The organism is Bacteroides sp. GD17, from assembly GCF_038448625.1.
In the GTDB taxonomy this organism is placed as follows: Bacteria; Bacteroidota; Bacteroidia; order Bacteroidales; family Bacteroidaceae; genus Bacteroides.
On the sequence record NZ_JBCEZS010000005.1, the window covers coordinates 189,496 to 214,250 of the forward strand.

Consider the following 24,755-nt stretch of genomic DNA (forward strand, 5'->3'; position numbering starts at 1 on the left):
TTTATTTGTTATGATATAAACGACAAAATCATAATTTGGATAATGAATCAACAAGGAATTCTATCATCAAAATTTAATATGTCATTGGGTTTTATCCCCGTTGTAATCTCCATTCTATTATGTGAATTCATGACGCAGGACATATCCATCTACATTGGTGCAGGTGCAGGACTCTTATTTAGCATGTATTCAGTACGGCACAGGGGAGCCTATATTCCACAATTCATCCTTTATTGTACGACTGGAATGCTTGTGTTACTGTCGATAACATCTCTGTTCATGGACAATTATTGTCCTTCCTACATGTTTCCATTCACACTGGAAATCAGCGCCGTCATACCTCCACTTATCATTTTCCTCAACCGGAGGAACTTCCTGGACTATTACGTTTCCCAGACACAGAAATGCTGCAAACAACTCCACGCCCAAGGGGCAGAGGCAACCATTGTGTCCGCACGTGTCATACTTATCATCAGCGTCTTGCACTTTCTGGCCGTCTCTTGTGCCGTTCTTATCAGCCACCCATTGGGACGTACCACCTGCTATATTTTATTCAGAATATTCCCCCCTGCCGTATTCATATTAAGTATACTGTTCAACCAATTCGGCATCCGATACTTTAACACCGTGATGGAGCATACTCTTTTTATGCCGATAGTCAATACCAAAGGAGACGTGCTGGGAAAAGTGATGGCGGCAGAAGCCCTCAACCGGAAGAACGACTATATCAACCCGGTTGTACGGATTGCCGTTGCCTCGCACGGTATGCTATTCTTGTTGCCCCGCCCTCAGTGCGCAGCACTCGACAGGGGGAAAATGGACATTCTCATTGAAGGATTCCTGATATACGGGGAGACCCTGGAACAAGGCGTACACAGAATACTGCGGCAGACACTTCCTACCGCTCCTCTGGAAAACCTGCACTTCAACTTTACCTATCACTTTGAAAACGAAGCGGCAAACCGGTTGGTCTATCTGTTCATACTCGATCTGGAAGATGATTCCATCCTATGCAACAAGAACTTCAAAGGTGGGAAGCTCTGGACGTTCCAGCAAATAGAGCATAACCTGCAACAAAACTTCTTCAGCTGTTGCCTGGAATATGAATATGAGCACCTGGAGGCGATTATTTATACAAGAGAAAAATACAAGGAATCTTAGAAAGATCGGGCGTCTTGCCTTGCCACTCTTTTATGGTCTTGGTCTTGATGTATTCTCCTTCGCATGTGATGTTTGCCGCGATGCAGAGTCTGGTCTGCGGGCGACAGGTCTGAAGAATATCCTCTATCATCTTATTGTTGCGGTACGGCGTCTCGATGAATAGTTGGGTTTGAGATTCGTTGTAGACGCGCTGTTCCAGCATCTTCAACTTTTTGGCGCGCTCTGCCGGATCAATGGGAAGGTAGCCGTGAAAAGCAAAGCTTTGTCCGTTGAAGCCGGAGCCCATGACGGACATGATAATGGAAGAGGGTCCCACCAAGGGGACCACTCTTAGATTTTTCCGCTGGGCAATAGCCACTACGTCTGCTCCCGGGTCGGCCACTGCCGGACAACCTGCCTCGGAGATTACCCCCATCGACTGGCCTTCCATCAACGGCTTCAGATATCCGGAGATGTCTTCGGGCGACGTATGCTTGTTCAGCGTATAGAATGTCAGCGCATCGATATCAATTTCCCTATCCACCTTTTTCAGGAAGCGACGTGCAGAACGCACGTCTTCTACAATGAAATGACGGATGCCCAGTATCACCTCCTTATTATAAGAAGGCAGTACGGTTTCAATGGGTGTGTCGCCCAAAGTGACGGGTAAAAGATAAAGCGCTGTTTCCATTCATTCTTTATTTAACCATATATGATGTTTCCATTCTCGTCCATGTACTCATCCAAGCCTTTCTCGTAGGTGGCCATGGCGCGGAGACTCATGCCGACGCTGGAGAAACCTCCGTCGTGGAACAAGTTCTGCATGGTAACTTTGCGGGTGAGGTCGGAGAACATCACGATACAGTAGTCGGCACATTCATCGGCCGAAGCATTGCCGAGCGGGGACATGCGGTTGGCGAAGTCGAACAGCTTATCCATACCTTTCACACCGGAACCGGCCGTGGTCATTGTGGGCGACTGCGAAATGGTATTGACACGTACATGATGTTCGCGTCCGTAGATGTAACCGAAGCTGCGGGCAATAGATTCCAGCAAAGCTTTGGCATCTGCCATGTCGTTGTAACCGTAGAATGTACGCTGTGCAGCCACATAGCTCAATGCAAGGATAGAACCATATTCTGCAATGGCATCCATCTTCTTGGCAGCCTGTATCATCTTATGGAAAGAGACTGCCGAAATGTCCAGCGTCTTGCCCAGCATATCATAATCCAGATCATCGTAAGTACGTTTCTTACGTACGTTGGGGGACATGCCGATAGAGTGAAGTACGAAATCTATCTTTCCGCCCAATACTTCCATGGAACGTTTGAATACATTTTCCAAATCTTCTACACTTGTAGCATCTGCGGCGATAACCTCGCAATTCAGTTTTTCGGCAAGTGCGGACACTTCACCCATACGCACGGCAACCGGCGTGTTGGACAAGGTGATTGTCGCACCTTCTTCTACTGCTTTCTCTGCTACTTTCCAGGCAATGGACTGCTCGTTCAGAGCACCGAAAATAATGCCTCTTTTTCCTTTCAACAAATTGTAACTCATACCTATATTTAGTAAAATTCGGTTGCAAAGATAGGAAGAATCTGTATAAAATGCCCGAAAGAGAGCAAAGAAAAGGGCAAAACGACAAAAAATACACCAAAACCAACAAATAGTACACACCGTTTCGGGTAAAGCCGGGTACATTTGCAAACAGTAATACATAACTAAATTATAATATCACGAATGAACACATTTATCAAAAAGCTATTAGTGCTTACCGCCTTGTTCCTTCCGATGCTGCCTGCACAGAATGCTGTACAAGCACAATGTGGAAACCATATAGATAATAGTATCTATGAGAACCTGCCATTCGACATGCCCAAAGTGGCACAACCCGTTTTTCCCGATTACTCGGTAAACATCCTGCAATACGGGGCCAAGAACGATGGCATTACTCTCAACACCAAGGCCATCAACGACGCTATAAAAGCGGTAAATGCCAAGGGGGGCGGCAAAGTCATCATCCCCGAAGGGCTGTGGCTGACTGGCCCCATCGAATTGCTGAGTAACGTAAATCTTTATACGGAGAAGAATGCATTGGTGGTATTCACCGACGATTTCAACGCTTATCCCATCATCAAGACTTCCTTTGAAGGGCTGGAAACACGTCGTTGCCAGTCTCCCATCTCGGCACGCGAGGCCGAAAACATCGCCATCACCGGCCATGGGGTCTTCGACGGTTCGGGTGACAGCTGGCGTCCGGTGAAGAAAGGCAAACTGACTGCTTCGCAATGGGATAACCTCGTGAAATCGGGCGGCGTAGTAGATAAATCAATCTGGTATCCTACTGCCGGAGCCTTGAAAGGCGCTTTGGCATGCAAGGACTTCAACAACCCCGAAGGCATCGAGACGGATGAAGAATGGGCTGAAATCCGCCCGTGGCTGCGCCCGGTACTGCTGAATATCGTCAAGAGCAAGAAGGTGCTGCTGGAAGGCGTTACATTCAAGAACTCGCCCAGCTGGTGCCTGCACCCGCTGTCCTGCGAACATATCACCATCCACAATGTGAAAGTTTTCAACCCGTGGTATTCACAGAACGGCGATGCGCTGGACCTGGAGTCTTGCAAGAACGCCTTGATCATCAACAATATATTCGATGCCGGAGACGATGCCATCTGCATCAAGTCCGGTAAGGACGAGGATGGACGCAGACGCGGAGAGCCTTGCCAGAACGTCATCGTAAAGAACAATACGGTGCTGCACGGACACGGCGGTTTCGTAGTAGGCAGTGAAATGTCCGGCGGTGTAAAGAACATCTATGTTTCCGACTGTACTTTTCTGGGCACCGACGTCGGTCTGCGCTTCAAGAGTACCCGTGGCCGTGGCGGAGTTGTAGAGGGCATTTACATCAATAACATCCAGATGATTGATATTCCCTACGAAGCACTGCTGTTCGACTTGTTCTATGGCGGCAAAGGCGCCGGCGAAGAAACCGAAGCCGACCTGGAAGGCCGCATGCAAGCAAGCATTCCGCCGGTGACCGTCGAAACACCTGCTTTCCGCGACATACATATCTCGAATATCACCTGCAAAGGTTCCGGACGTGCCATGTTCTTCAATGGATTGCCTGAAATGCCGATTGACAACGTCAGCGTGAAGCATGTCGTTGTGAGCGATGCGAAAGAAGGAATCGTTATCAGCCAGGCAAAAGGGGTGGTTCTGGAGAATATCCGCATCGAAACCAAAGGCGATGTACTGCAGATTAAAAATGCCGAAGACGTAAAGGTCAACGGAAAGAGTTACGAGAACAAGACATCCAAGGCACAAGCCATCAAGTTGTAACTCCCGGAGATATTTGGTGAAAAGAGAGGGCAGCCTTTCGAAGAATTCCGCTACATTTGCGGATAAAAACCAGACAAGCAAAAAATATGAAGAAGAATATTCTGACTCTTTTCAGTCTCTTTTGTGCTCTTCCGTTGAGTGCATTTGCACAACAAGCCGAGACAACGCAGTTTACCGTAGAAGTAAGCAATCAATGGAACAAAGCCAAGACTGACGAACCGGTTGTGATCCGTCTCAACGAGATAAACCCTTCTTTCCGTGTACGCTCCGCCGTGGTAATGAACGGCAGCGAGGAAATACCCTCACAACTGGACGACCTGAACGGAGATTTGAAAGCCGATGAACTGGCGTTCGTCATCGACGTGCCGGCACAGGGCAAGAAGACGCTGACCGTTACGCTGTCTTCGGACAAGACAGACAAGACCTATCCCGCACGTGTGTTTGCCGAAATGCTGGTGCGCGATGCCAAGAAGCAGAAACATGCCCCGGTGCAATCCATTACCGTACCGGGTACTACCAACTTCTACAACATGGTGCAGCACCACGGACCTGCTTTCGAATCCGAACTCGTGGGCTACCGCATCTACTTCAACAATAAGCAGACCGTGGACCCATACGGCAAGTTCAACAAAGGGCTGGAAATTGAAGAAAGCCAGTTCTACCCTACGGATGAGCAGTTGGCACGTGGTTTTGGAGACGATGTGCTGATGGTAGGAAACAGTTGCGGCATCGGTGCGCTGAAGGGTTGGGACGGCAGCAAGGCTACTCACATAGAGCCGGTGGCATTCCGCACGGAGCGCATCCTGGCCTATGGACCGATACGCACCGTGACCGATGTGGAGGCAAAGGGCTGGGAATACCAGGGGAAAGAACTGACCATGACCAACCGATACATCCTTTATGCCGGACACCGCGACTTGCGGGTGGAGACGTTCTTCAGCGAGCTGTTGCAGGATGAGGTATTCTGTACGGGTGTGCAAAACATCATGGGGAATGAAACGCTTTCCCAATCCGACCACAAGGGACTGGTTGGCAGTTGGGGCAGGCACTGGCCCGTGACTGATACCGTGAAATATGCCAAGGAGACTGTAGGCATTGCGACTTATATTCCACAGAAATACGTCCGCAAGGAAGTGAAGGACAAAGATAACTTCCTCTATACGGTTTCCGCTCCGGGCAGCGATCGCTTCCACTACTACACCATGTTCACGTCGTGCAAGGAGACCTTCGGTTATCCCACTCCGGAAGCCTGGTTTGCATATATGCAGGAATGGAAGGAAGAGTTGCAGCATCCGGTGAAGATAAAGATTAAAAGATAAATGGGAATCATCCAAATAACAACATTTTATTAAAACACCATGAAAATCAAGAATGCCTTTTTAGGCCTCAGTCTGCTCCTTGCCCTCCCGTTGGCAGCGCAGCAACCGAATTACGTTTCCGAAGTATGGGTAGCCGACCAGGGAAACGGAAAATACAAGAACCCGATACTCTACGCCGACTACTCCGACCCGGATGCCTGCCGCGTAGGAGACGATTTCTACATGACCTCTTCCAGCTTCAACTGCCTGCCCGGCTTGCAGATACTGCATTCCAAGGATCTGGTGAACTGGACCATCATAGGCGCCGCCGTTCCCCATGCACTGACCCCGATAGAAACTCCCGAACGCCCCGAACACGGCAACCGCGTATGGGCCCCTGCCATCCGCCACCACAACGGAGAATTCTACATCTTCTGGGGTGACCCCGACCAAGGCGCCTTCATGGTAAAAGCCCGAGACCCGAAAGGCCCGTGGACCGAGCCCGTACTCGTGAAGCCCGGCAAAGGAATCATCGACACCTGCCCCCTTTGGGACGAAGACGGCAAAGTCTACATGGTACATGCCTACGCCGGTAGCCGTGCCGGACTGAAAAGTGTCATCGCCATCTGCGAACTCAGCGCCGATGCCTCGAAAGCCATCACCCCGTCGCGCATCGTCTTCGACGGTCACGAAGCCCATCAGACTTGCGAAGGCCCGAAGTTCTATAAAAGAGGAGATTACTACTACATCTTCCACCCCGCAGGCGGCGTACCCACGGGCTGGCAGGTAGTGCAACGCTCCAAGAACCCGTACGGTCCCTACGAATGGAAAACCGTTCTTGCCCAAGGCAACAGCCCCATCAACGGCCCTCACCAAGGTGCATGGGTGGATACCCCTACCGGAGAAGACTGGTTCCTGCACTTCCAGGACGTAGGCGCCTACGGACGCCTGGTGCATCTGCAACCCATGAAGTGGATAGACGGCTGGCCCGTCATCGGCATCGACAAAGACGGCGACGGCTGCGGCGAACCGGTATTGACCTACCAAAAGCCCGATGTAGGCAAGACTTACCCCATCTGCACCCCGCAGGAAAGCGACGAGTTCGACGGCTACGTCCTCTCCCCGCAATGGCAATGGCATGCCAACATCAACGAGAAGTGGGCTTACTATGCCGGCGACCAAAGCATCGTACGCCTCTACTCCTACCCCGTTGTCGGCGAATACAAGAATCTGTGGGATGTTGCCAACCTGCTGTTACAGAAGACTCCTTCGGACAACTTCACCGCCACCATGAAGCTGACCTTCAGACCTACGGAAAAGTACAAAGGCGAACGCACCGGACTGGTAGTGATGGGTCTTGACTACGCCGGACTGATTCTGGAAAACACGGACAACGGTCTGGTACTCTCGCAAGTTGCCTGCCCCAAAGCAGACAAAGGAACTCCCGAGGAAGTGAACGGAACGGTCGATTTGAAGGATAATACCGTCTATCTCCGTGTCAAGTTCAGCTGCGACGGAAAGAAGATTTCGAAAAGCGAAGGCGGACACGACCTCCTGGCGATGTGCAACTTCAGCTACAGCCTCGACGGAAAGAAATACCAGCCACTCGGCCGGCCGTTCCAGGCCAAAGAAGGCAAATGGATTGGCGCCAAAGTAGGTATGTTCTGCACACGTCCCGCCATTGTGACCAATGACGGCGGCTGGGCCGACGTAGACTGGTTCCGCATCACCCGGAAGTAAGGCTTCATTCTCTACGCCACCCGCTACAAAATTACCGTATGCTTGCTGCAGATTTACTGCAAAGCAGTTGCAGCGTTGCTGCAAATAAGTTGCATGGCTACTGCAAAGCAGTTGCAGGAGTACTGCACACTTGTTTGCAGTAGCCTTGCAGCATGTATGCAGTAGTTCTGCAGCAAGTATACAGCAACTCCGCAGTAAGCATGCAGCAAGTCAAAGGTCATAGAAACAGACATCAGCATTTGAACATAACCGCAAAAAGTCCTATATTTGCAGCGGACTAAAAGATAGAGAAGACAATGAAAAAGCTGATAATATTTGACCTGGACGGAACCTTACTGAACACCATCGCCGACTTGGCACAAAGTACGAACCATGCTTTGCAGACCCTGGGCTACCCTACACACCCGGAATCGGCCTACCACTTCATGGTGGGCAACGGCATCAACAAGCTGTTTGAACGTGCCCTCCCCGAAGGAGAAAAGACAGAAGAAAACGTACTGCGCGTCCGCCGCGAATTCATCCCCTACTACGACGTGCACAATGCAGACAAAAGCCGCCCCTACCCCGGCATACCGGAACTTCTGGACCAATTGCAGGAAAAGGGCATGCAACTTGCAGTAGCCTCCAACAAATACCAGTCCGCCACCACCAAGCTGATAGCCCATTATTTCCCAACCATCCGTTTTACGGCCGTATTCGGGCAACGCGAAGGCGTCAACGTGAAACCGGACCCGACCATTGTGCACGATATCCTGGACATAGCCAAAGTCTCGAAAGAAGAAGTGCTCTATGTAGGAGATTCCGGCGTAGACATGCAGACGGCTGCCAACGCAGGAGTCACCGCATGCGGAGTAACCTGGGGATTCCGCCCACGCGCCGAACTCGAAACGTTCCATCCGGACCATATCGTGGATGCTGCCAATGAGATAGCCGCCATAGCAATGGCCCACTAATCAACCCGATTCTTCCTTTTTCCATAGAAAATACTCCTTTTCTGTGAAAAAGTCCCCTCGAAAGTGCCGGAAAGCGCCTAATATTGCAACCGGAATGCCAAATATGAAAAACAATGATAAGAAAATGGACTTTAGCAATCCTTGCAATCTGCTGCCTGGCAGGTAAGGTACAAGCGCAACAACAAGAGAGCAATTTAAAGTTATGGTACAACAAGCCTGCCACCCAGTGGGTGGAAGCTTTGCCATTGGGTAACGGACGTTTAGGAGCAATGGTCTTCGGCGACCCGGAGCACGAACAGTTTCAGCTGAACGAAGAAACCGTTTGGGGCGGCTCCCCCCACAACAACACCAATCCCAAAGCGAAAGAGGCATTGCCCCGCATCCGCCAACTAATCTTTGAAGGCCGGAATGTAGAAGCGCAAGCACTCTGCGGCCCTGCCATCTGCTCGCAATCGGCCAATGGAATGCCCTATCAGACGGTAGGTTCGCTACACCTCGACTTCCACGGAATCGGCGAATACAGCAACTACTATCGCGACCTGGACATCAGGAAGGCAATAGCCACCACCCGCTTCACAGCCGGAGGCGTGACCTATACCCGCGAAGCCTACACCTCCTTCCCCGAGCAGTTGCTCGTCATCCGGCTGACAGCTTCGAAGAAGAAAAGCATCTCTTTTACAGCCCGATACACCACTCCTTATACAGAGAATATAGTACGCAGCATCTCGCCCCGCAAGGAACTGCAACTCAGCGGCAAAGCCAACGACCACGAAGGCATTGAAGGTAAAGTACACTTCACCGCCCTTACCCGCATCGAGAACAACGGAGGGCGCCTGGAAGTTTTATCCGACAGCACCCTGCAAGTCAAGGATGCCAACAGCGTCATCCTGTACGTTTCCATCGGCACCAACTTTGTGAACTACAAAGATGTATCGGGGAATGCAACTGCCACCGCACAACAATATCTGAAACAAGCCTCTCCAAACTACGCAAAGGGGAAAGCGGCACATATCGACGCATACCGAAAGTATTTCGACCGCGTATCTCTCGACCTGGGCAGCAACGCACAAGCCGACAAGCCGACCGATGTGCGTGTCAAAGAGTTCGGTTCAACCTTCGACCCGCAAATGGCCGCCCTCTATTTCCAGTTCGGGCGCTACCTGCTCATCTGCTGTTCGCAACCCGGCGGACAAGCTGCCAACCTGCAAGGCATCTGGAACTATCAGCTGCGTGCCCCCTGGGACGGCAAATACACCACCGACATCAACGTCGAAATGAACTATTGGCCGGCCGAGAGCACCGCCCTGCCCGAAATGCACGAACCTTTCCTGCAACTGGTCAAGGAGGTAGCCCTGCAAGGACGCGAAAGCGCTGCCATGTACGGTTGCCGCGGATGGACTTTGCATCACAATACCGACATCTGGCGCAGCACCGGTGCCGTAGACGGTCCGGGATATGGCATCTGGCCTACCTGCAACGCCTGGTTCTGCCAGCATCTGTGGGACCGCTACCTCTTCTCCGGCAACAAGAACTACCTGGCCGAAGTCTATCCGCTGATGCGTGGTGCCTGTGAGTTCTACCTGGATTTTCTGGTACGCGAACCCAAGAACAACTGGCTGGTAGTGGCTCCCTCCTACTCTCCCGAAAACAGACCCGTAGTAAACGGCAAGCGCGACTTTGTTGTGGTTGCAGGCACTACGATGGACAACCAGATGGTGTACGACCTGTTCCATAATACCATCCAGGCAGCCCGATTGATGAACGAAACCACCGACTTCACCGACAGCCTGCAAACGGTAGCCGCTCATCTGGCCCCTATGCAAGTGGGACGCTGGGGACAACTGCAAGAGTGGATGGAGGACTGGGATAACCCGGACGACCACCACCGCCACGTCTCCCACCTATGGGGGCTCTATCCCGGGCGACAAATCAGTGCCTACCACTCTCCCGTCTTGTTCGAAGCCGCCAAGAAATCACTGATCAGCCGCGGCGACCATTCCACCGGCTGGTCCATGGGCTGGAAAGTTTGTCTGTGGGCGCGTCTGCTCGACGGCAACCATGCCTACAAGCTGATTACCGAACAACTCTACCCCACCACCGATGAAAAGGGGCAAAATGGAGGTACCTACCCCAATCTGTTCGATGCCCACCCACCTTTCCAGATAGATGGAAATTTTGGTTGCGCCGCCGGTATTGCCGAAATGCTTGTCCAGAGTCACGACGGAGCCGTCCATCTTCTTCCCGCCCTGCCCGACGCCTGGCAGCAAGGAACCTTGAAAGGAATCCGTTGCAGAGGCGGATTTACCTTGAACGAAATGGTTTGGGAGAAAGGGAAACTGCAAAAAGCGATCCTCACCTCGAACATCGGAGGCACACTGCGTATACGCAGCGCATTCCCCCTCTACCTGGATGGGGAAAAATTGGAGCCTGCCGCAGAAAATATGTGTAAAAATCAACTTTTGCAACCGCAAGATATACGCAAACCGCTGATTGCTGCCAATGCACCCCTGACAGTTCCCCAATATGCCGCTACCTATGTGTACGACATTGAAACAACTGCCGGAAACCAGTATGTACTGACAGTACAAAACCCATAGAAAACAAAAATTACCAACCTAAAAACAAATTTTACACATTTACCTTTGCATATCCTCCTACATTTGCATCGTTTAGATTAACAGTGTGTCCGAACACACCTATGAGGAAAAATCACTATTTTAATTATAAACATGCAAAGAATGTCTAACCAAATGAAAAACATGCGCAATGCGCTACTATTTATATTAGTAGCCATGATATCGCTCAGCGTATCGGCGCAAAATGTAACCGTAAAAGGTACTGTGACAGACAAGACGGGAGAAACCGTAATCGGTGCTTCCGTAGTAGAAAAGGGGAATACCAGCAATGGTACCATTACCGACATCGACGGTAATTTCACACTCAGTGTTCCGGCCAACGCAACACTGATATTCTCGTATGTAGGTATGACTACGCAGGAAGCTGCCGTCAAAGGGCAGAAAGTTATCAACGTAGTATTGGCTGATGATGCACAAGCTCTGGAGGAGGTTGTGGTTATCGGGTATGGTGCGGTAAAGCGTAAAGATTTGACAGGTTCTGTGGCAACTGTAAACTCCGAAACACTGGCAGCTGTGCCGGTAGCTAACGCCACGGAAGCACTGACCGGTAAAATGGCAGGTGTACAGATTACGACAACCGAAGGTTCACCTGATGCTGAAATGAAAATCCGTGTACGTGGTGGAGGTTCCATCACTGGAGACAACACCCCGTTGTTCATCGTAGACGGTTTCCCCGTTGAGTCAATCTCCGATATCCCGGCTTCCGACATTGAAGATATGACTGTATTGAAAGATGCATCTTCTACAGCCATCTATGGTTCCCGTGGTGCGAACGGTGTAATTCTTGTTACAACAAAATCCGGTAAGGAAGGCAAGGTCAACGTAAACTACAATGCTTACTATAGCTGGAAGAAGATTGCAAAAACACTGGATGTTCTTTCTCCTAAAGATTATGCAAAGTGGCAATACGAGTTGGCCCTTCTGAAAGATGCCAATGATTTGAGTTCATACGAGAAATTCTTCGGCAAATACCAGGATATGGACATGTACGACAATATTCCATACAACGACTGGCAAGATTTGACATTCGGACGTACAGGCGAAACATTCAACCATAACCTAAGCATTACGGGCGGTAGCGAAAAAATCAGATATGCTTTCAGCTATAGCCACATGAATGACAAGGCCATTATGGAGAACTCTACATTCAAGCGCGACAACTTCAGCCTGAAACTGAATACGAAACCCGTAAAGAATGTGACCGTAGATTTTTCTGCACGCTATTCTGATACAGATATCATCGGTGGTGGTGCAACAGACGCAACCGGAGGTACTTACGATACAGACCGCCGTCTGAAATATTCTGTTATCTATACGCCAATACCTTTGTCCAACCTGGACTCTTCTGCCGGTAGCGATGACGATGATTTGGGTAACTTGTACCATCCGTTGACTTCTCTTTATGATAACGACCGTAAGCAAGAGCGTAAAACTCTGAACATGGCTGGTAGCTTCGGCTGGGAAATCTTTAAGAACTTCAAAATTAAAACAGAAGTGGGTTACGATGACTATCGTAATAATGACCAGCGCTTCTGGGGTCTGACTACTTATTACATCAAGAACGTGCCGTCGGCTACCAATCAAGGCAAACCGGCTATCCAGCTTGCCAATACAAGCCGCCATAAGTTCCGCAATACAAATACTATCAGCTACGATTTCAGCAAGCTGTTCAAAGGTGACAAGCATCACTTGAATGCAATGATCGGCCACGAATGGATTATCACGAAATCTTCCAAACTGACCAATATCGTACATGGTTTCCCTGAAGGATTTACTTCCGAACAAGCATGGAAGTTAACATCGATGGGTACTCCCTACTCCGTTGACAATTATCTGGACCCGGACGATAAACTGTTGTCATACTTCGGTCGTGTAAACTATGACTTCGAAAGCAAGTATCTGTTAAGTGCAACATTCCGTGCCGATGGTTCTTCCAAGTTTGCATCGGGCAACCAATGGGGCTACTTCCCCTCTGCCGCCGTGGCATGGCGTGTTTCTTCAGAACCGTTCATGGAAGGTACCAAGAACTGGCTGGATGACTTGAAACTACGTCTCAGCTATGGTACAGCAGGTAACAACAACATTCCTTCGGGACAGATGGTACAGACTTACCAGAACTCGACCACTTCCTGGATCAATGGCTTTACCAACTACTGGGCACCTTCTAAAACGATGGCCAACCCAGACTTGAAATGGGAGACAACCATCACACGTAACATCGGTTTGGATTTCACGGTTTTAGGTGGCAAATTGAACGGTACAGTCGAAGCGTATCTGAATACAACAAAAGACTTGTTGATTCAATTCCCCGTAGGAGGTACCGGTTACGACAACCAATACCGCAACATGGGTAAGACCGAGAATAAAGGTCTCGAAGCAACCATCAACTGGACTGCCATCGACAAAAAAGATTTTGGATTGAGCTTCAGTGCCAATATTGGCTTCAACAAGAATAAGATCAAAGACCTGGGTATCATGAACGACTTTGGTCAAGCTACAGAATGGGCTTCTACAGAAATCGGTTATGACTACTGGATTGCCAAGGGCGGTTCTGTAGGCAAAATGTATGGTTACCGTTCCGACGGCCGCTACGAAGTTAGTGATTTCACCGGTTATGACGAAGCAAGCAAAAGTTGGATTCTGAAAGAAGGGGTAGCCGATGCCAGTTCAGTAGTTGGCAAGCTCCGTCCGGGTTCTATGAAACTGAAAAACCTCAATGGTAGCGAAGACAATATTGTAGATGCCAACGACCGTGAGATTATCGGTGATGCCAACCCTGTACATACCGGTGGTTTCAGCATCAATGCACGTGCCTATGGTTTCGATTTAAGTGCCAATTTCAATTGGAGCGTAGGCAATGACGTTTACAATGCCAATAAGATTGAATTTACCCAAACCGGTAAGTACCAATACCGCAACATGATTTCGGATATGGCTGACGGCAAACGTTGGACTAACTTGAATGAAGACGGAACCCTCTGCAATGATCCTGCTAAATTAGCAGCCATGAATGCCAACACCACTATGTGGTCACCTATGACAGACCGCATGGTCTTCAGTGACTGGGCCGTAGAAGATGGTTCTTTCCTCCGTCTGAACACTTTGACGTTGGGTTATACCATCCCGAAAGCCATTACAAACAAAGCCAGAATACAAAACCTGCGTTTCTACGTAACAGCCTATAACGTATTCTGCCTTACCAGCTACTCCGGCTATGACCCTGAAGTATCGGCTATGCGTAAAACCAATCTGACTCCGGGTGTCGACTACTCAGCTTATCCAAAGAGCCGCCAGTTTGTAGTAGGTGTAAACTTGAATTTCTAAACCCAGTAAAAAGTAAAAGAAATGAAAAAATTAATCTATATATCCCTTTTAACCTTGTCGCTTACCGGCCTGACCACCTCTTGCGACCTGGAATCACCAAGTAAGTCCGCCCTGGATGCATCCGTCATCTTCTCTACTCCGTCTCTGGCCGAAGCTGCCGTAATGAGTATTCACCAATCATTCAGTGAAACCAACTCTTATCGCGGACGTTTCCTCCCCTTCTACGGAATAAACTCCGACGTAGAATGGATCAACGGTATGGACCTGTCTAAAATGCCGGATGGCGGCAAGTATGACCTGGCATCGTATAACACGAAAGCTAACAACAGCCAGATGAATACGGACAACAATGCATACGCTAAATTTTATGAAGGCATTGAACGTGCCAATCAAGCCATTGCCGGTTTAAATACTTATGGCAACATATCATCCAATGCGGAACTGAGACAGCTGCTGGGCGAGGCTTTGACTTTGAGAGCTGTCATCTATCTGGATTTGGTAAAAGCCTGGGGAGATGTTCCTGCACGTTTTGAGCCGATTACGTCCGAAACAATGTATTTGGGCAGATCTGACAGGGATGTCATCTACAAACAGTTACTGTCGGACCTGCAAACGGCAGAAGACTATGTGGCATGGCCCAACGCAACATCTGTAACCAGAAGTACCGAACGCGTAAATAAAGCATTCGTAAAAGGACTTCGTGCCCGTATAGCACTCTATGCCGGAGGTTATAGCCAGCGTGCAGACGGAATCCGTCTGAGCAATGATCCCGAACTGGACAGAACAGCCATGTATACCCTTGCACGTAAGGAATGTCTGGACATTATCAATCAAGGCTGCAACAAGCTCGGTGCGTTCAAAGATAACTTTACCAGACTCTGTAAGGACATTGTAACAGCCGGTGAAGAATCCATTTGGGAAATTCCATTCTCCGATGGCCGCGGACGTGTACTTTACACCTTCGGCGTACAGCACAATGCTGCCGACCAGTATACCAAACAGGCACAAGGTGGTATAAACGGCCCTCTTCCTCATTTATTCTATGATTACGATATAGACGACGTAAGACGTGACATAACTTGCGTACCCTACGAGTGGTCCAAGGAACTGGTTGACGGAAAATCCAAGCAAGAATTGCGCAGCCTGAAGAAATGGTGCTTCGGTAAGTTACGTTACGAGTGGATGGACCGCATGGTCACTTCTACGAATGACGATGGTATAAACTGGCAATATATGCGTTTGGCCGATATTTACCTGATGGCTGCCGAAGCTATCAACGAGTTGGAAGGTCCTTCTGCAGCAGCGGCTTATTTGAAACCGATCCTGGACCGCGCATTGCCCGCAGCTAAAGTTACTGCTTATATGAATAAAGCAACAGCCAGCAAAGATGCCTTCTTCAATGCTATCGTTGATCAACGTGCACTTGAATTTGCCGGTGAATCATTGAGAAAAGCCGACCTGATCCGTTGGAACTTACTGAAGACCAAACTGGATGAGGCTAAAACCAAGATGGCACAGCTGGCACGCCGTGAAGGTGCTTATGCCGACCTGCCGGAGAAATTGTATTACCAGACTGACAAAAAAGACGGTGAAACATTGATAATTTATGGTTTGAATCATGGCGATACTGACGAGATCGGTAAGTCAATGGGATATGAAAGCAATACGACTTGGATTTCTACCGAAAAACTGACGGATGATCAAATCAATACACTCTACATACAAAATCCGGATGAAAACCAGTACTGGCCCATCTGGCAGACATTCATCGATAAGAGTAACGGCACGTTGACCAACGATTAACTTAGTGATTAACACACATAACAAAAAAGATTATGAAATTAAAGAAATATGCATATCTGTTAGGGCTGGCTACAGCAGCCCTGACAACTGCTTGCAGTGATCAGAGCGATGAAATTACAAGCATCGATTACGATCGCCTTTTCGCTCCGATCAATGTGGAAGCAAGAGTTGTAAATCAAGTCAATGCCCGCTTGTCGTGGGCAGCTGTTAATGGAGCAACAAGCTATACCATCGAAATATTCGAAAATGACAGCTTGACTTTTAGCGGCAGTCCGGTTAAAACAATACCGGGAATTATAGCAGAAGATTTGCCCTATATAGTCACAGGCTTAGAAGGTGAAATGAAGTATTCAGCACGCGTTCAAGCTATTGGCGAGAATATTTCCGAGTCCAAGTGGAGTGGAGTTTACTTTAAGACTGATGCCGAACAAATCTTCAAGTCTGTCACAGAAGAAGACTTGAGTGCATTCAGTGTAACGCTCCATTGGACGGCCGGAGAGACAGCTACCGAAATAGTTCTGACCCCAGGCAACATCAAGCATACTGTTACTTCTGCCGAAATTGCTGCAGGTGTCGCAACCATCGAGGGTTTAACCTCCGAAACTGAATATACGGCAAAGCTGATGAATGGTACCAAAACACGTGGAACTGTCAAATTCACTACTTTGGTTGATTTAGGTGGTGCTATCCCTGTTACACCGGAAGATGACTTTGCAGCATTACTTGCTGCCGCAAATGATGGTGATGCTTTTGCATTCTATCCGGGCACTTACCGTATTGCCGGAAGTGACGCGACAACCCCGGGAAAAATAGCCATAAACAAGAGCGTAGAATTCAAAGCTGTACGTCCAAGTGACAAACCCGTTTTAAATGGTTGTATTACCCTAAACAACGGTGCATCACTTACTTTGAAGCAAATTATATTGGACGGTAAAGATACGGATGGCAGCCAAACCGTTGAGTTTAAAACAGCAACAGCTTATAAGAATTTGATTATTGATGATTGCGAAATCAGAAACTATACGAAGGGTCTATACTACATCAACGTAGCTGCGACCATTGATGAAATCACAATCAAGAACTCCTTGATCTATAACATTGAATGCAATGGAGGAGATATGCTTGACTGTCGTAAAGGTGCTATAAAATCCTTGAATATCACCAATTGTACTGTTTATAATAGTTGTGCAGCTCGTGATTTTGTACGCTACGATGATGCTTCAGGAGACTTTGCCGGCATTACTCCGGTTATCACAATCGACCATTGTACCCTCAATGGTGTCAGCAATAATGAGAAACGTCTCTTCTACGTACGTTTCATCGGTAACAAAATTACTTTCACCAACAATCTTGTTACAAACACCGGAGGCTATTTCTCTGACCAAGACAAGACTGGGATACCGACATTTAAGAACAACAACTATTTCAAGGCACCCAGCTTTATCTCTGATTACGAAAAAGCCAAATTCTTTGATTCCAATTCGACTTCACTTGACCCAGGCTTTAAAGATGCCGCTAACGGTGATTTTACGATTACCAATGAAACATTGATTGAAAAGAATATCGGAAACATCCGATAAACAAACAAAATATCCTCGGAGAAAATAAACATTCTCCGAGGATATATATATTTACTGAAGCTTATTACACTACTGCATTTTCTGATTATTCCTTCATCCTTTCCATCAAATACCTCACATTCTGATAATGGCAGTTCAGTGTACCTAACAATTGCTTTATGAATCCCATATTTCCTGCCAACTGCGTAATGAATTGCATGTGCCGACCTATTTCCCGATTTGTTTGCAGAAGAAGTTTCCGTTCAATATTGCTCTGTAGCATGTACGTTCCACAAGCGTTTTGTATTTCTGCAATACCACTCCCCCATTCATGAACGCTCAATTGCTGCAATGCTCCGATAAATTGCTTCAATTTGCGGCGTAATCCTTTCAGGGATATATACTCCGAGCATTTTTCAAAAGGAAGATTCGCAGCCATGGTATCGGCCATTTGCAGATAATACGCTTTCATTGCTTCTTCTGATTGGAAGCTACTGGATACCAAGTTAAGTTGTTTGTAGGAAGGCTCTTGAATTACCTCCGGCTGGTTGTTGTTTTCCATAAATCTTCAAGTTTTAAAGGTGAATAATCCGATTTACGGGAGACGGGAAAGGGTATAAGAAAAGCGATCCCCGCCTGACCCATTGTCGAACACTAAACTTACAGCCAGTATTGAGGGTGCATTAACACTCCTCATGGGGGTGCAGGAACCGCCATATAGGAGTGTCGTGAACGGGCATAAAAATGCCCGCCACGATGATTTGGCAGGTTTCCCTGCTGTAAGTTTAAATATGTTCGACATTGCAAATGTACAATAAAAAATAGATTATCTACCCTAAAAGTAGAGAAATGTTACAACTCATTTCTTTATTCACCATAAGATCACCGAATAGTACAAATCAACCTTTCCGAAACAGTATTAAAACAGCTTTCGCATTATCCCCTTATCTCCGACCACAAAATAAGTATTCCGGTCAATCAGCAAAGCACGTCCACGTTTCTTCTTACGGTTTTCCTCATTATCTACATTGACACCTATCACCTTCCCATCATAAAAAGAAGAAATATCTTTGAAGATGGTGTGACCTACGAGGATGTGTTCGGCATTGTAGCGCTTCATTATCATTTGCAAGGAATCTTGTGGCAGCGGGTTGTACTTCGGGTCTGTCCTTACCAATCCGCGATACCAGATAGGACCGGGATTGCCATAAAGAAATGCCGTAAGAGGTGACAAAGCTTTGCGCTCAGCACGGCTCATAAACAATGCACGACTCATTTCCTTATTAACAGTAGGAATACTCAGATTACGGTCATAAAATTCTTTTCCCAAACCGGCATGCACGTATAAATCGCGACCGATAGTCTGCATGGTATTACGCGTACCCAGCCATCTGCCCAGTTCCGTATTCTCACCAAATAATTGGGGATAACGCATATTCAGCCTCTTTGCCAACTCTTTGTACTTGCCTTTGGTGTAACGCAAGTCATTAGCCAAAACCATCGGTTCGTGATTGCCCAACAGGAAAGAGACACGTCCGCCTGCATCGGCAGCTTCTTTCTCCAGCTTGTAAATCAACCAAAAGATTTGCGGCACATCTTTACCCCGGTCGAATATATCTCCGATAATCACCAAATGATTCCTGCCGAAGCTCCATTGGAACTGCTTATCAATAATCCCGTTGCCTTGCAGCAGGCTGATAACGCAATCCAGCTTACCGTGAGGGTCGGACATTACAAACACTTTTTCCGGTTGGCTGTATTTCCATTCAGGACGCTTTACGGGATGCAACTTCACATCAAACGGATATCTGCCTTTGTGGTCCACTACATGCAGAGTGAAATCCTTGGGCAACGACACATACGTAGTGTCTATAATTTGCCTTTTTGTGTTCACACTCACCACGCGTGTTCTACCGTCCGGTTCGTAAATCACATAAGGACCGTCTGCCGACAGTTCTTCTTTCTTCTCTTTCTTCTTCTTGCCCTCCGAATCAAAAGTTCCGGCACTAAGGCCGGAACTGATGAATGTTAGAATAAGAGTGACAAGGAGAGATTTCGTAATGCTTGTCTTTATCATTATCTATTTAGTTATTATTTAATCACCATAAGTAGGATTCTGTACCATATTCGGGTTAGAGTTCATTTCTGCCTTAGGAATAGGCAATACTACGCGGTAGTAGTTCCAGTCGAAAGACATGCTCTCATCCACCATCTTCAAGTGTTCGGTTTCCGCTATTTCGGGGAATTTCTTGGTAGACTCCTTACGCACGATGGTCTTGTGGTTACGGATGGCATCGAAGAAGCGATGTCCTTCGCCGAAGAGTTCTTTGCGGCGTTCCAGCAATACATCGTCCAGTGTGATAGTCTTGCCTACGACTGTCTTTTCCGGGTTGGCACGGTTGACGATGGCATCCAGATATTTCACAGCTTTCGCATTATCACCCACTTTCACGGCAGCCTCGGCAGCAATCAGATAAAGTTCGGACAGACGAAGAACGGGGATGTTGGAGTCTTCGACCGCCTTACCATTCTGCGGCTGATATTTGGCTATATAGGCCCGCTTAGTCTTGGAGACTACGGTATAAGCCTGGTTACGGACGTCGTCCGGATCTTCCTGCATCAGTTCATAAAAAGAGCTGGTCAAACAATAGTCATCATATCCGGTTTGCAAGCAGAGATAGGCAAGACTTTCCTTACCTACTCCGTCTACCGTGAGGTTCACCAGTTCGAACAGTACTTCGCCCGGGTCGGAAGATGCAAAATCAGTACCCCAGATGGTGCCGTACTCGTCGTTCGTCCACAGGCGGTATTTGTTCTTCTCTGCTCCGGCAATGGCAGCTTCGGCTGTTGTCAGTGCATTCTGGTTATCTTCCATGTACAGATAAGCCCGGCTCAGCAGCAACATACCCGCCCACTTATTGATCTTTCCTTTGTTGAACTTCTCGCTCATCAGCTCACTACCCTCTTTCAGGTCTTTGATGATGGCAGTATAGCACTGCGCCACCGTGCTACGTGCCGGTTTGTTCTCCGTATTGGAAACTTCGGTAACGATAGGCACACCCAGGGAAGCACCGTTATCCTTGGCATAAGGATAGCCGAAGAAGCGGGTAAGATCGAACAAAGCAAATCCGCGGAGAGTCAGCGCCTGACCTTTCAGGTCATTGTAAATATCTCTATCGTCCTCAAGGATTTCTATTTCATCAATCTGCGACAGGATGATGTTACAGTTCTGAATAATCTTATAAGCGTATGACCAATGGCTGCTGGGACCGGAATCTTTGGTATAGTCCAGCATATAATAGCTCGTAGTACGCTTTCCGGTTTTAATGGACTGCGCATCATCACCAGTCACGTCTCCATAATAAACCATACGCCCGGAATAATAATTAGTACTGCGCATCACATCGTAGATACCGTTCAAACTATATTCCACATCATCCAGGTTCTGAATGGCAGAAGCAGTTGGAATCTTTGTGCTCGATTCTACGTCGAGCCAGTCGTTACCGCAGGAAGTGGTCAGGCTGACCAACATTCCCATTACTATATATTTTAATGCTTTCATAATGTTTCTCTTTTTAGTGGGTTAGAAGTTCAAGTTAAGACCAAATGTAACCGTTTTCAAAGGAGGAGTTCCCCAACTTGCCGTACCGGCATTTACCGATTCGGGATCGTAGAAGTCGTAGGCAGCCCAAGTCCACAAGTTGTTGGCAGAGGCGTAGAGACGCAAGCTGTTTATACCCAACGTCTTCGTCCATGCCTTAGGAGCAGTGACACCGAAGGTCAGTGTCTTCAGACGGATGAAGTCCGTGCTGTGCAGGCGGCGGGTAGTGGTAACACCTGTCATGGCTACGGCAGGCTTTTCAATAAATACCTCGTACTTGCTAATGTCTCCCGGTTTCTTCCAGTTGTCGCGATAGTAAGCAGGAATATTCAGGGTAAAGTCCTTTCCGCCATGCTCGGTCTTCTGTGCCCAGTTATCATAGCCAAAGGCACCGAACTGATAAGAGAACATAAAGCTCAGGTCGAACCACTTGTAACGCAATGTATTGGAGAGTCCGCCGGTCACATTCGGTTCGGCATGTTTCTTCAAAGGAATGGCGTGGGCATCTTTATTGTTTTCCGTAACCTCTTTCACATAGTTTCCATTAGCATCCTGAGTGTTGGTATAGAACTGCGGTGCACCGGTTTCGGGGTTGATTCCCGCAAACTCTATCATATAGAAGGTACGATAAGAACTGCCGATCTTATGAATCTGTGTACCGCTGATAATCTGTGTCTGTTCGCCGTCCAGTTTCACAATCTTGTTCTTGTTGTGGGACAGGGTGAAGGTAGTACTCCAGTCGAAGTCCTTCTTTACAATGTTCTTTGAGTTGATTTCCAGTTCCACACCCTGGTTCTTCACTTCACCGATATTCATCAGGTAGGAGCTGAAGCCGGTAGTCATGGATACAGGACAGTCCATCAAAAGGTTCTTCGTGGTACGGGTGTAGTATTCCAGTGTGAAGTTCACACGATCGAAGATGCCGAAGTCCAGACCGATGTTCAGGTTATAGTTTGTTTCCCATTGCAGGTCGCGGTTCTCTATCTGCGACTGGATAAGTGCCGGGTTCTCCATATATCCGCCACTCAGGCTGGTCAGCCCCATGTAGCCGTACAAGTCCGAAGGCAGAGTTCCGTTCACACCGTATGATGCACGAAGCTTCAGATCACTCAGCCAGTTGCTGGTAGGCTTCATGAAGTCTTCCTCGATTACGCGCCATGCGCCGGATACCGACCAGAAGCTACCCCAACGATTATCGCGGTGCAAACGTGAGCTACCATCCATACGATAGCTTCCGCCCAAATAGTACTTGTGCTTATAGTCGTAGTTCAGACGGCTGATGTAAGACACCATGCGGGTACGGCTGGAAGAACCGCCGAGGCTCTCCAAAGTCTGTCCGTTAGTAATGTCATTTTTAAGCGGGGTCAGGAAGTTGGTAGCATAGCCTGACAAGCCGTCGTTGTATTTAGAATCAATTTCATATCCCACAAGAGCGTCCAGGTGATGGTCTCTCTGAATATCCATCTTATAGCTCAATTGGTTAGACCATACCATCTTATTATATTCGCTGTATGCCTTGCTCATACCGCCGTTGTTCTTCTCACCGTCGGAAGTACGGGAATCTCTCCATTCCTTACCTTTACTGATGTTGTAGTCGTAACTCAAAGTAGACTTCAGCTTCAAGTCTTTGATAAATTCGTATTCGGCATACAGGGTATTGAATGCACGAGTCACGTATTCGCGCTGAAAGTTGTAAGCCTGAGCCAGTACGGGATTTCTTCTTGCCAGAGAAATCAAATCTTGATTGTAAGTACCGTCTTCATTATATACAGGATCGGAAGGAGTCAGCTTGCTCACGCTGGAATAGAAAGGAGCGGTATAACCGGTTCCTTCGCTGTATACATTCTGTGTAAGGCTGGTGAACATGGAGTTGACGCCCATCTTCAACTTATCCGTAGCCTGGAAGTCTACGTTCAAACGGCCGGTGACACGTTCCAAACTGGATGTCCGTACGATACCCTCTTGTTTGAGGTAAGCCAGTGAGGAGTAGTACTTGAACCGGTCAGTACCGCCGGACAGAGAAGCCTCATAATTGGAATGGCTTCCTTTGCGGAACAAGTAATCGCCCCAATCGGTATAGCCACACCAGGGCACGGGAGCATACTTATCAATATTCTTGTCGGCATAAGCTATGGCATCTTCCGCAGATTTTCCACTTCTTTCCTGACCGAGCTTCAACCCGTTATAAATGTACTCACGACGTTCTGCTCCGCTCAATGTGGGACGATAATCCATAGCGAAGTCACTGAAACCCCAGTCGGCTTTCAGGTTAACGACAGCCTTACCGGTCTTACCTTTCTTGGTAGTAATCAATACCACACCGTTGGCAGCACGCGAACCATAGAGTGAGGCAGCGGCGGCATCCTTAATAATGGTAATGTTCTCGATATCCGAAGTATTAATGGTAGACATGGCATCCAATCCGCCATCCGAATCGATAGAGTTAATGGAACCGGAAGTTACCGGCACACCGTCGATAACATACAACGGAGAGTTAGATGCATTGAACGAACCCATACCGCGGATGCGCAGAGAAGAAGAAGACCCCGGCTGACCGGATGCGGCAGTGAACTGTACCCCTGTTGCATTACCTTGCAGCAAGTCCTGGAAAGATACGGAAGGCACATCGGCTATCTTCTCGTTCTTGACACTGGAAGCAGAACCGGCATAAGCTGATTTCTTGAAAGTACCGTAACCGGTGACAATGACTTCTTCCGTCAAGTTAGCGTCGGGTACCAGTACCACTTTCACCATTTTGCCTGCTGTGGCTTTCACTTCCTGACGGGTATAGCCTACATACGACACCACGAGCGTAACGGCTGCTTGCTCCGTCTGAATGGAGAAGTGTCCGTCGAGGTCGGTTGTCTGACCGTTTGTAGTACCTTTCACCAAAACATTAGCACCGATAACAGATTCACCCGTCTCGTCTATTACCGTTCCCGAAACAGTATATTTCTGTTGTTCCACGGCAGCTACTCCGCGTACTTCGTTCACCGGACGAATGGCGATGGCACCGTCCTTTACCGTATAAGCCAGTCCGCTATTCTTCAGACATTCGTCCAGCACAGCAGCAATCTTCTCATTCTTCACGTTCAGATTATGAACCTTTACTTTCTTTACATCATTCGTGCTATAGATAAAGGTGAAATCCGTTTGCCGCTGAATTTCCCATAGCACATCGCTTAGCGTAGCGTCTTTTAAATTCACAGTAACCGTTGTCTGAGCAAACACCGTATTGGAGGCTTGCACAAAACCAATCATCATGAAACTGAAAAACAGGAATGTAATCCACATACGTTTACTACCTTCCCAAGACCTGGTGTAGTTCTGTTTCTTAGTCATACTTACTTTAATTATTA

Annotated in this window: 15 protein-coding genes; 9 read left to right on the plus strand and 6 right to left on the minus strand. The window is 48.0% G+C overall.

The annotated features are described in order from the left end of the window. Window positions 1–42 precede the first annotated feature (42 nt). Window positions 43–1,161, plus strand: a complete 1,119-nt coding sequence (locus tag AAE250_RS09845) for a hypothetical protein (protein WP_294597960.1) — start codon at window positions 43–45, stop codon at window positions 1,159–1,161. Here AAE250_RS09845 and AAE250_RS09850 read toward each other — a convergent pair. Together AAE250_RS09850 and AAE250_RS09855 are read right to left on the minus strand one after the other, a co-directional pair. Beyond that, window positions 1,127–1,831, minus strand: a complete 705-nt coding sequence (locus AAE250_RS09850) for an SAM-dependent methyltransferase (protein WP_294597969.1) — start codon at window positions 1,829–1,831, stop codon at window positions 1,127–1,129. The genes AAE250_RS09845 and AAE250_RS09850 overlap by 35 nt on opposite strands. Window positions 1,832–1,842: 11 nt before the next feature. Then, window positions 1,843–2,700, minus strand: a complete 858-nt coding sequence (locus AAE250_RS09855) for an enoyl-ACP reductase FabI (protein WP_294597971.1) — start codon at window positions 2,698–2,700, stop codon at window positions 1,843–1,845. A gap of 183 nt (window positions 2,701–2,883) precedes the next feature. Here AAE250_RS09855 and AAE250_RS09860 point away from each other — a divergent pair, with 183 nt between their 5' ends. From AAE250_RS09860 to AAE250_RS09895, 8 genes are all read left to right on the plus strand, one after another. Then, window positions 2,884–4,482 (plus strand): glycoside hydrolase family 28 protein, encoded by a 1,599-nt coding sequence (locus AAE250_RS09860; protein WP_294597974.1) that lies wholly within the window; start codon window positions 2,884–2,886, stop codon window positions 4,480–4,482. A gap of 86 nt (window positions 4,483–4,568) precedes the next feature. Beyond that, window positions 4,569–5,801, plus strand: coding sequence for a DUF4861 domain-containing protein (locus AAE250_RS09865; protein ID WP_294597976.1), 1,233 nt, complete (start codon window positions 4,569–4,571; stop codon window positions 5,799–5,801). A gap of 39 nt (window positions 5,802–5,840) precedes the next feature. Further along, entirely contained in the window at window positions 5,841–7,520 is a 1,680-nt protein-coding gene (locus AAE250_RS09870) for a glycoside hydrolase family 43 protein (protein WP_294597992.1), read from the plus strand. Window positions 7,521–7,816: 296 nt separating this feature from the next. Next, a complete protein-coding gene (locus AAE250_RS09875) occupies window positions 7,817–8,473 on the plus strand; it encodes an HAD family hydrolase (RefSeq protein ID WP_294597994.1) in 657 nt (218 codons plus the stop codon). Window positions 8,474–8,586: 113 nt separating this feature from the next. Beyond that, entirely contained in the window at window positions 8,587–11,070 is a 2,484-nt protein-coding gene (locus tag AAE250_RS09880; protein ID WP_294597996.1) for a glycoside hydrolase family 95 protein, read from the plus strand. A 141-nt stretch (window positions 11,071–11,211) separates the two neighbouring features. Next, complete coding sequence (locus AAE250_RS09885; RefSeq protein WP_294597998.1) at window positions 11,212–14,433, plus strand: SusC/RagA family TonB-linked outer membrane protein; 3,222 nt, start codon at window positions 11,212–11,214, stop codon at window positions 14,431–14,433. A gap of 21 nt (window positions 14,434–14,454) precedes the next feature. After that, window positions 14,455–16,236: a RagB/SusD family nutrient uptake outer membrane protein gene (locus AAE250_RS09890; protein ID WP_294598001.1), complete on the plus strand. Its 1,782-nt coding sequence runs from the start codon at window positions 14,455–14,457 to the stop codon at window positions 16,234–16,236. A gap of 32 nt (window positions 16,237–16,268) precedes the next feature. Continuing rightward, window positions 16,269–17,816, plus strand: coding sequence for a fibronectin type III domain-containing protein (locus tag AAE250_RS09895; protein WP_294598004.1), 1,548 nt, complete (start codon window positions 16,269–16,271; stop codon window positions 17,814–17,816). Window positions 17,817–17,901: 85 nt separating this feature from the next. Here AAE250_RS09895 and AAE250_RS09900 read toward each other — a convergent pair whose 3' ends face one another. The 4 genes from AAE250_RS09900 to AAE250_RS09915 form a co-directional block, all read right to left on the minus strand. Beyond that, complete coding sequence (locus AAE250_RS09900) at window positions 17,902–18,357, minus strand: hypothetical protein (protein ID WP_294598006.1); 456 nt, start codon at window positions 18,355–18,357, stop codon at window positions 17,902–17,904. 357 nt (window positions 18,358–18,714) lie between these two features. Further along, window positions 18,715–19,872, minus strand: a complete 1,158-nt coding sequence (locus AAE250_RS09905; protein WP_294598007.1) for a metallophosphoesterase — start codon at window positions 19,870–19,872, stop codon at window positions 18,715–18,717. An 18-nt stretch (window positions 19,873–19,890) separates the two neighbouring features. Beyond that, window positions 19,891–21,357 carry a RagB/SusD family nutrient uptake outer membrane protein gene (locus AAE250_RS09910; RefSeq protein ID WP_294598010.1) on the minus strand — a complete coding sequence of 489 codons (1,467 nt, stop codon included), beginning with the start codon at window positions 21,355–21,357 and terminating at the stop codon, window positions 19,891–19,893. 21 nt (window positions 21,358–21,378) lie between these two features. After that, window positions 21,379–24,738 (minus strand): TonB-dependent receptor, encoded by a 3,360-nt coding sequence (locus tag AAE250_RS09915; RefSeq protein ID WP_294598012.1) that lies wholly within the window; start codon window positions 24,736–24,738, stop codon window positions 21,379–21,381. Between the last annotated feature and the right edge of the window lie 17 nt (window positions 24,739–24,755).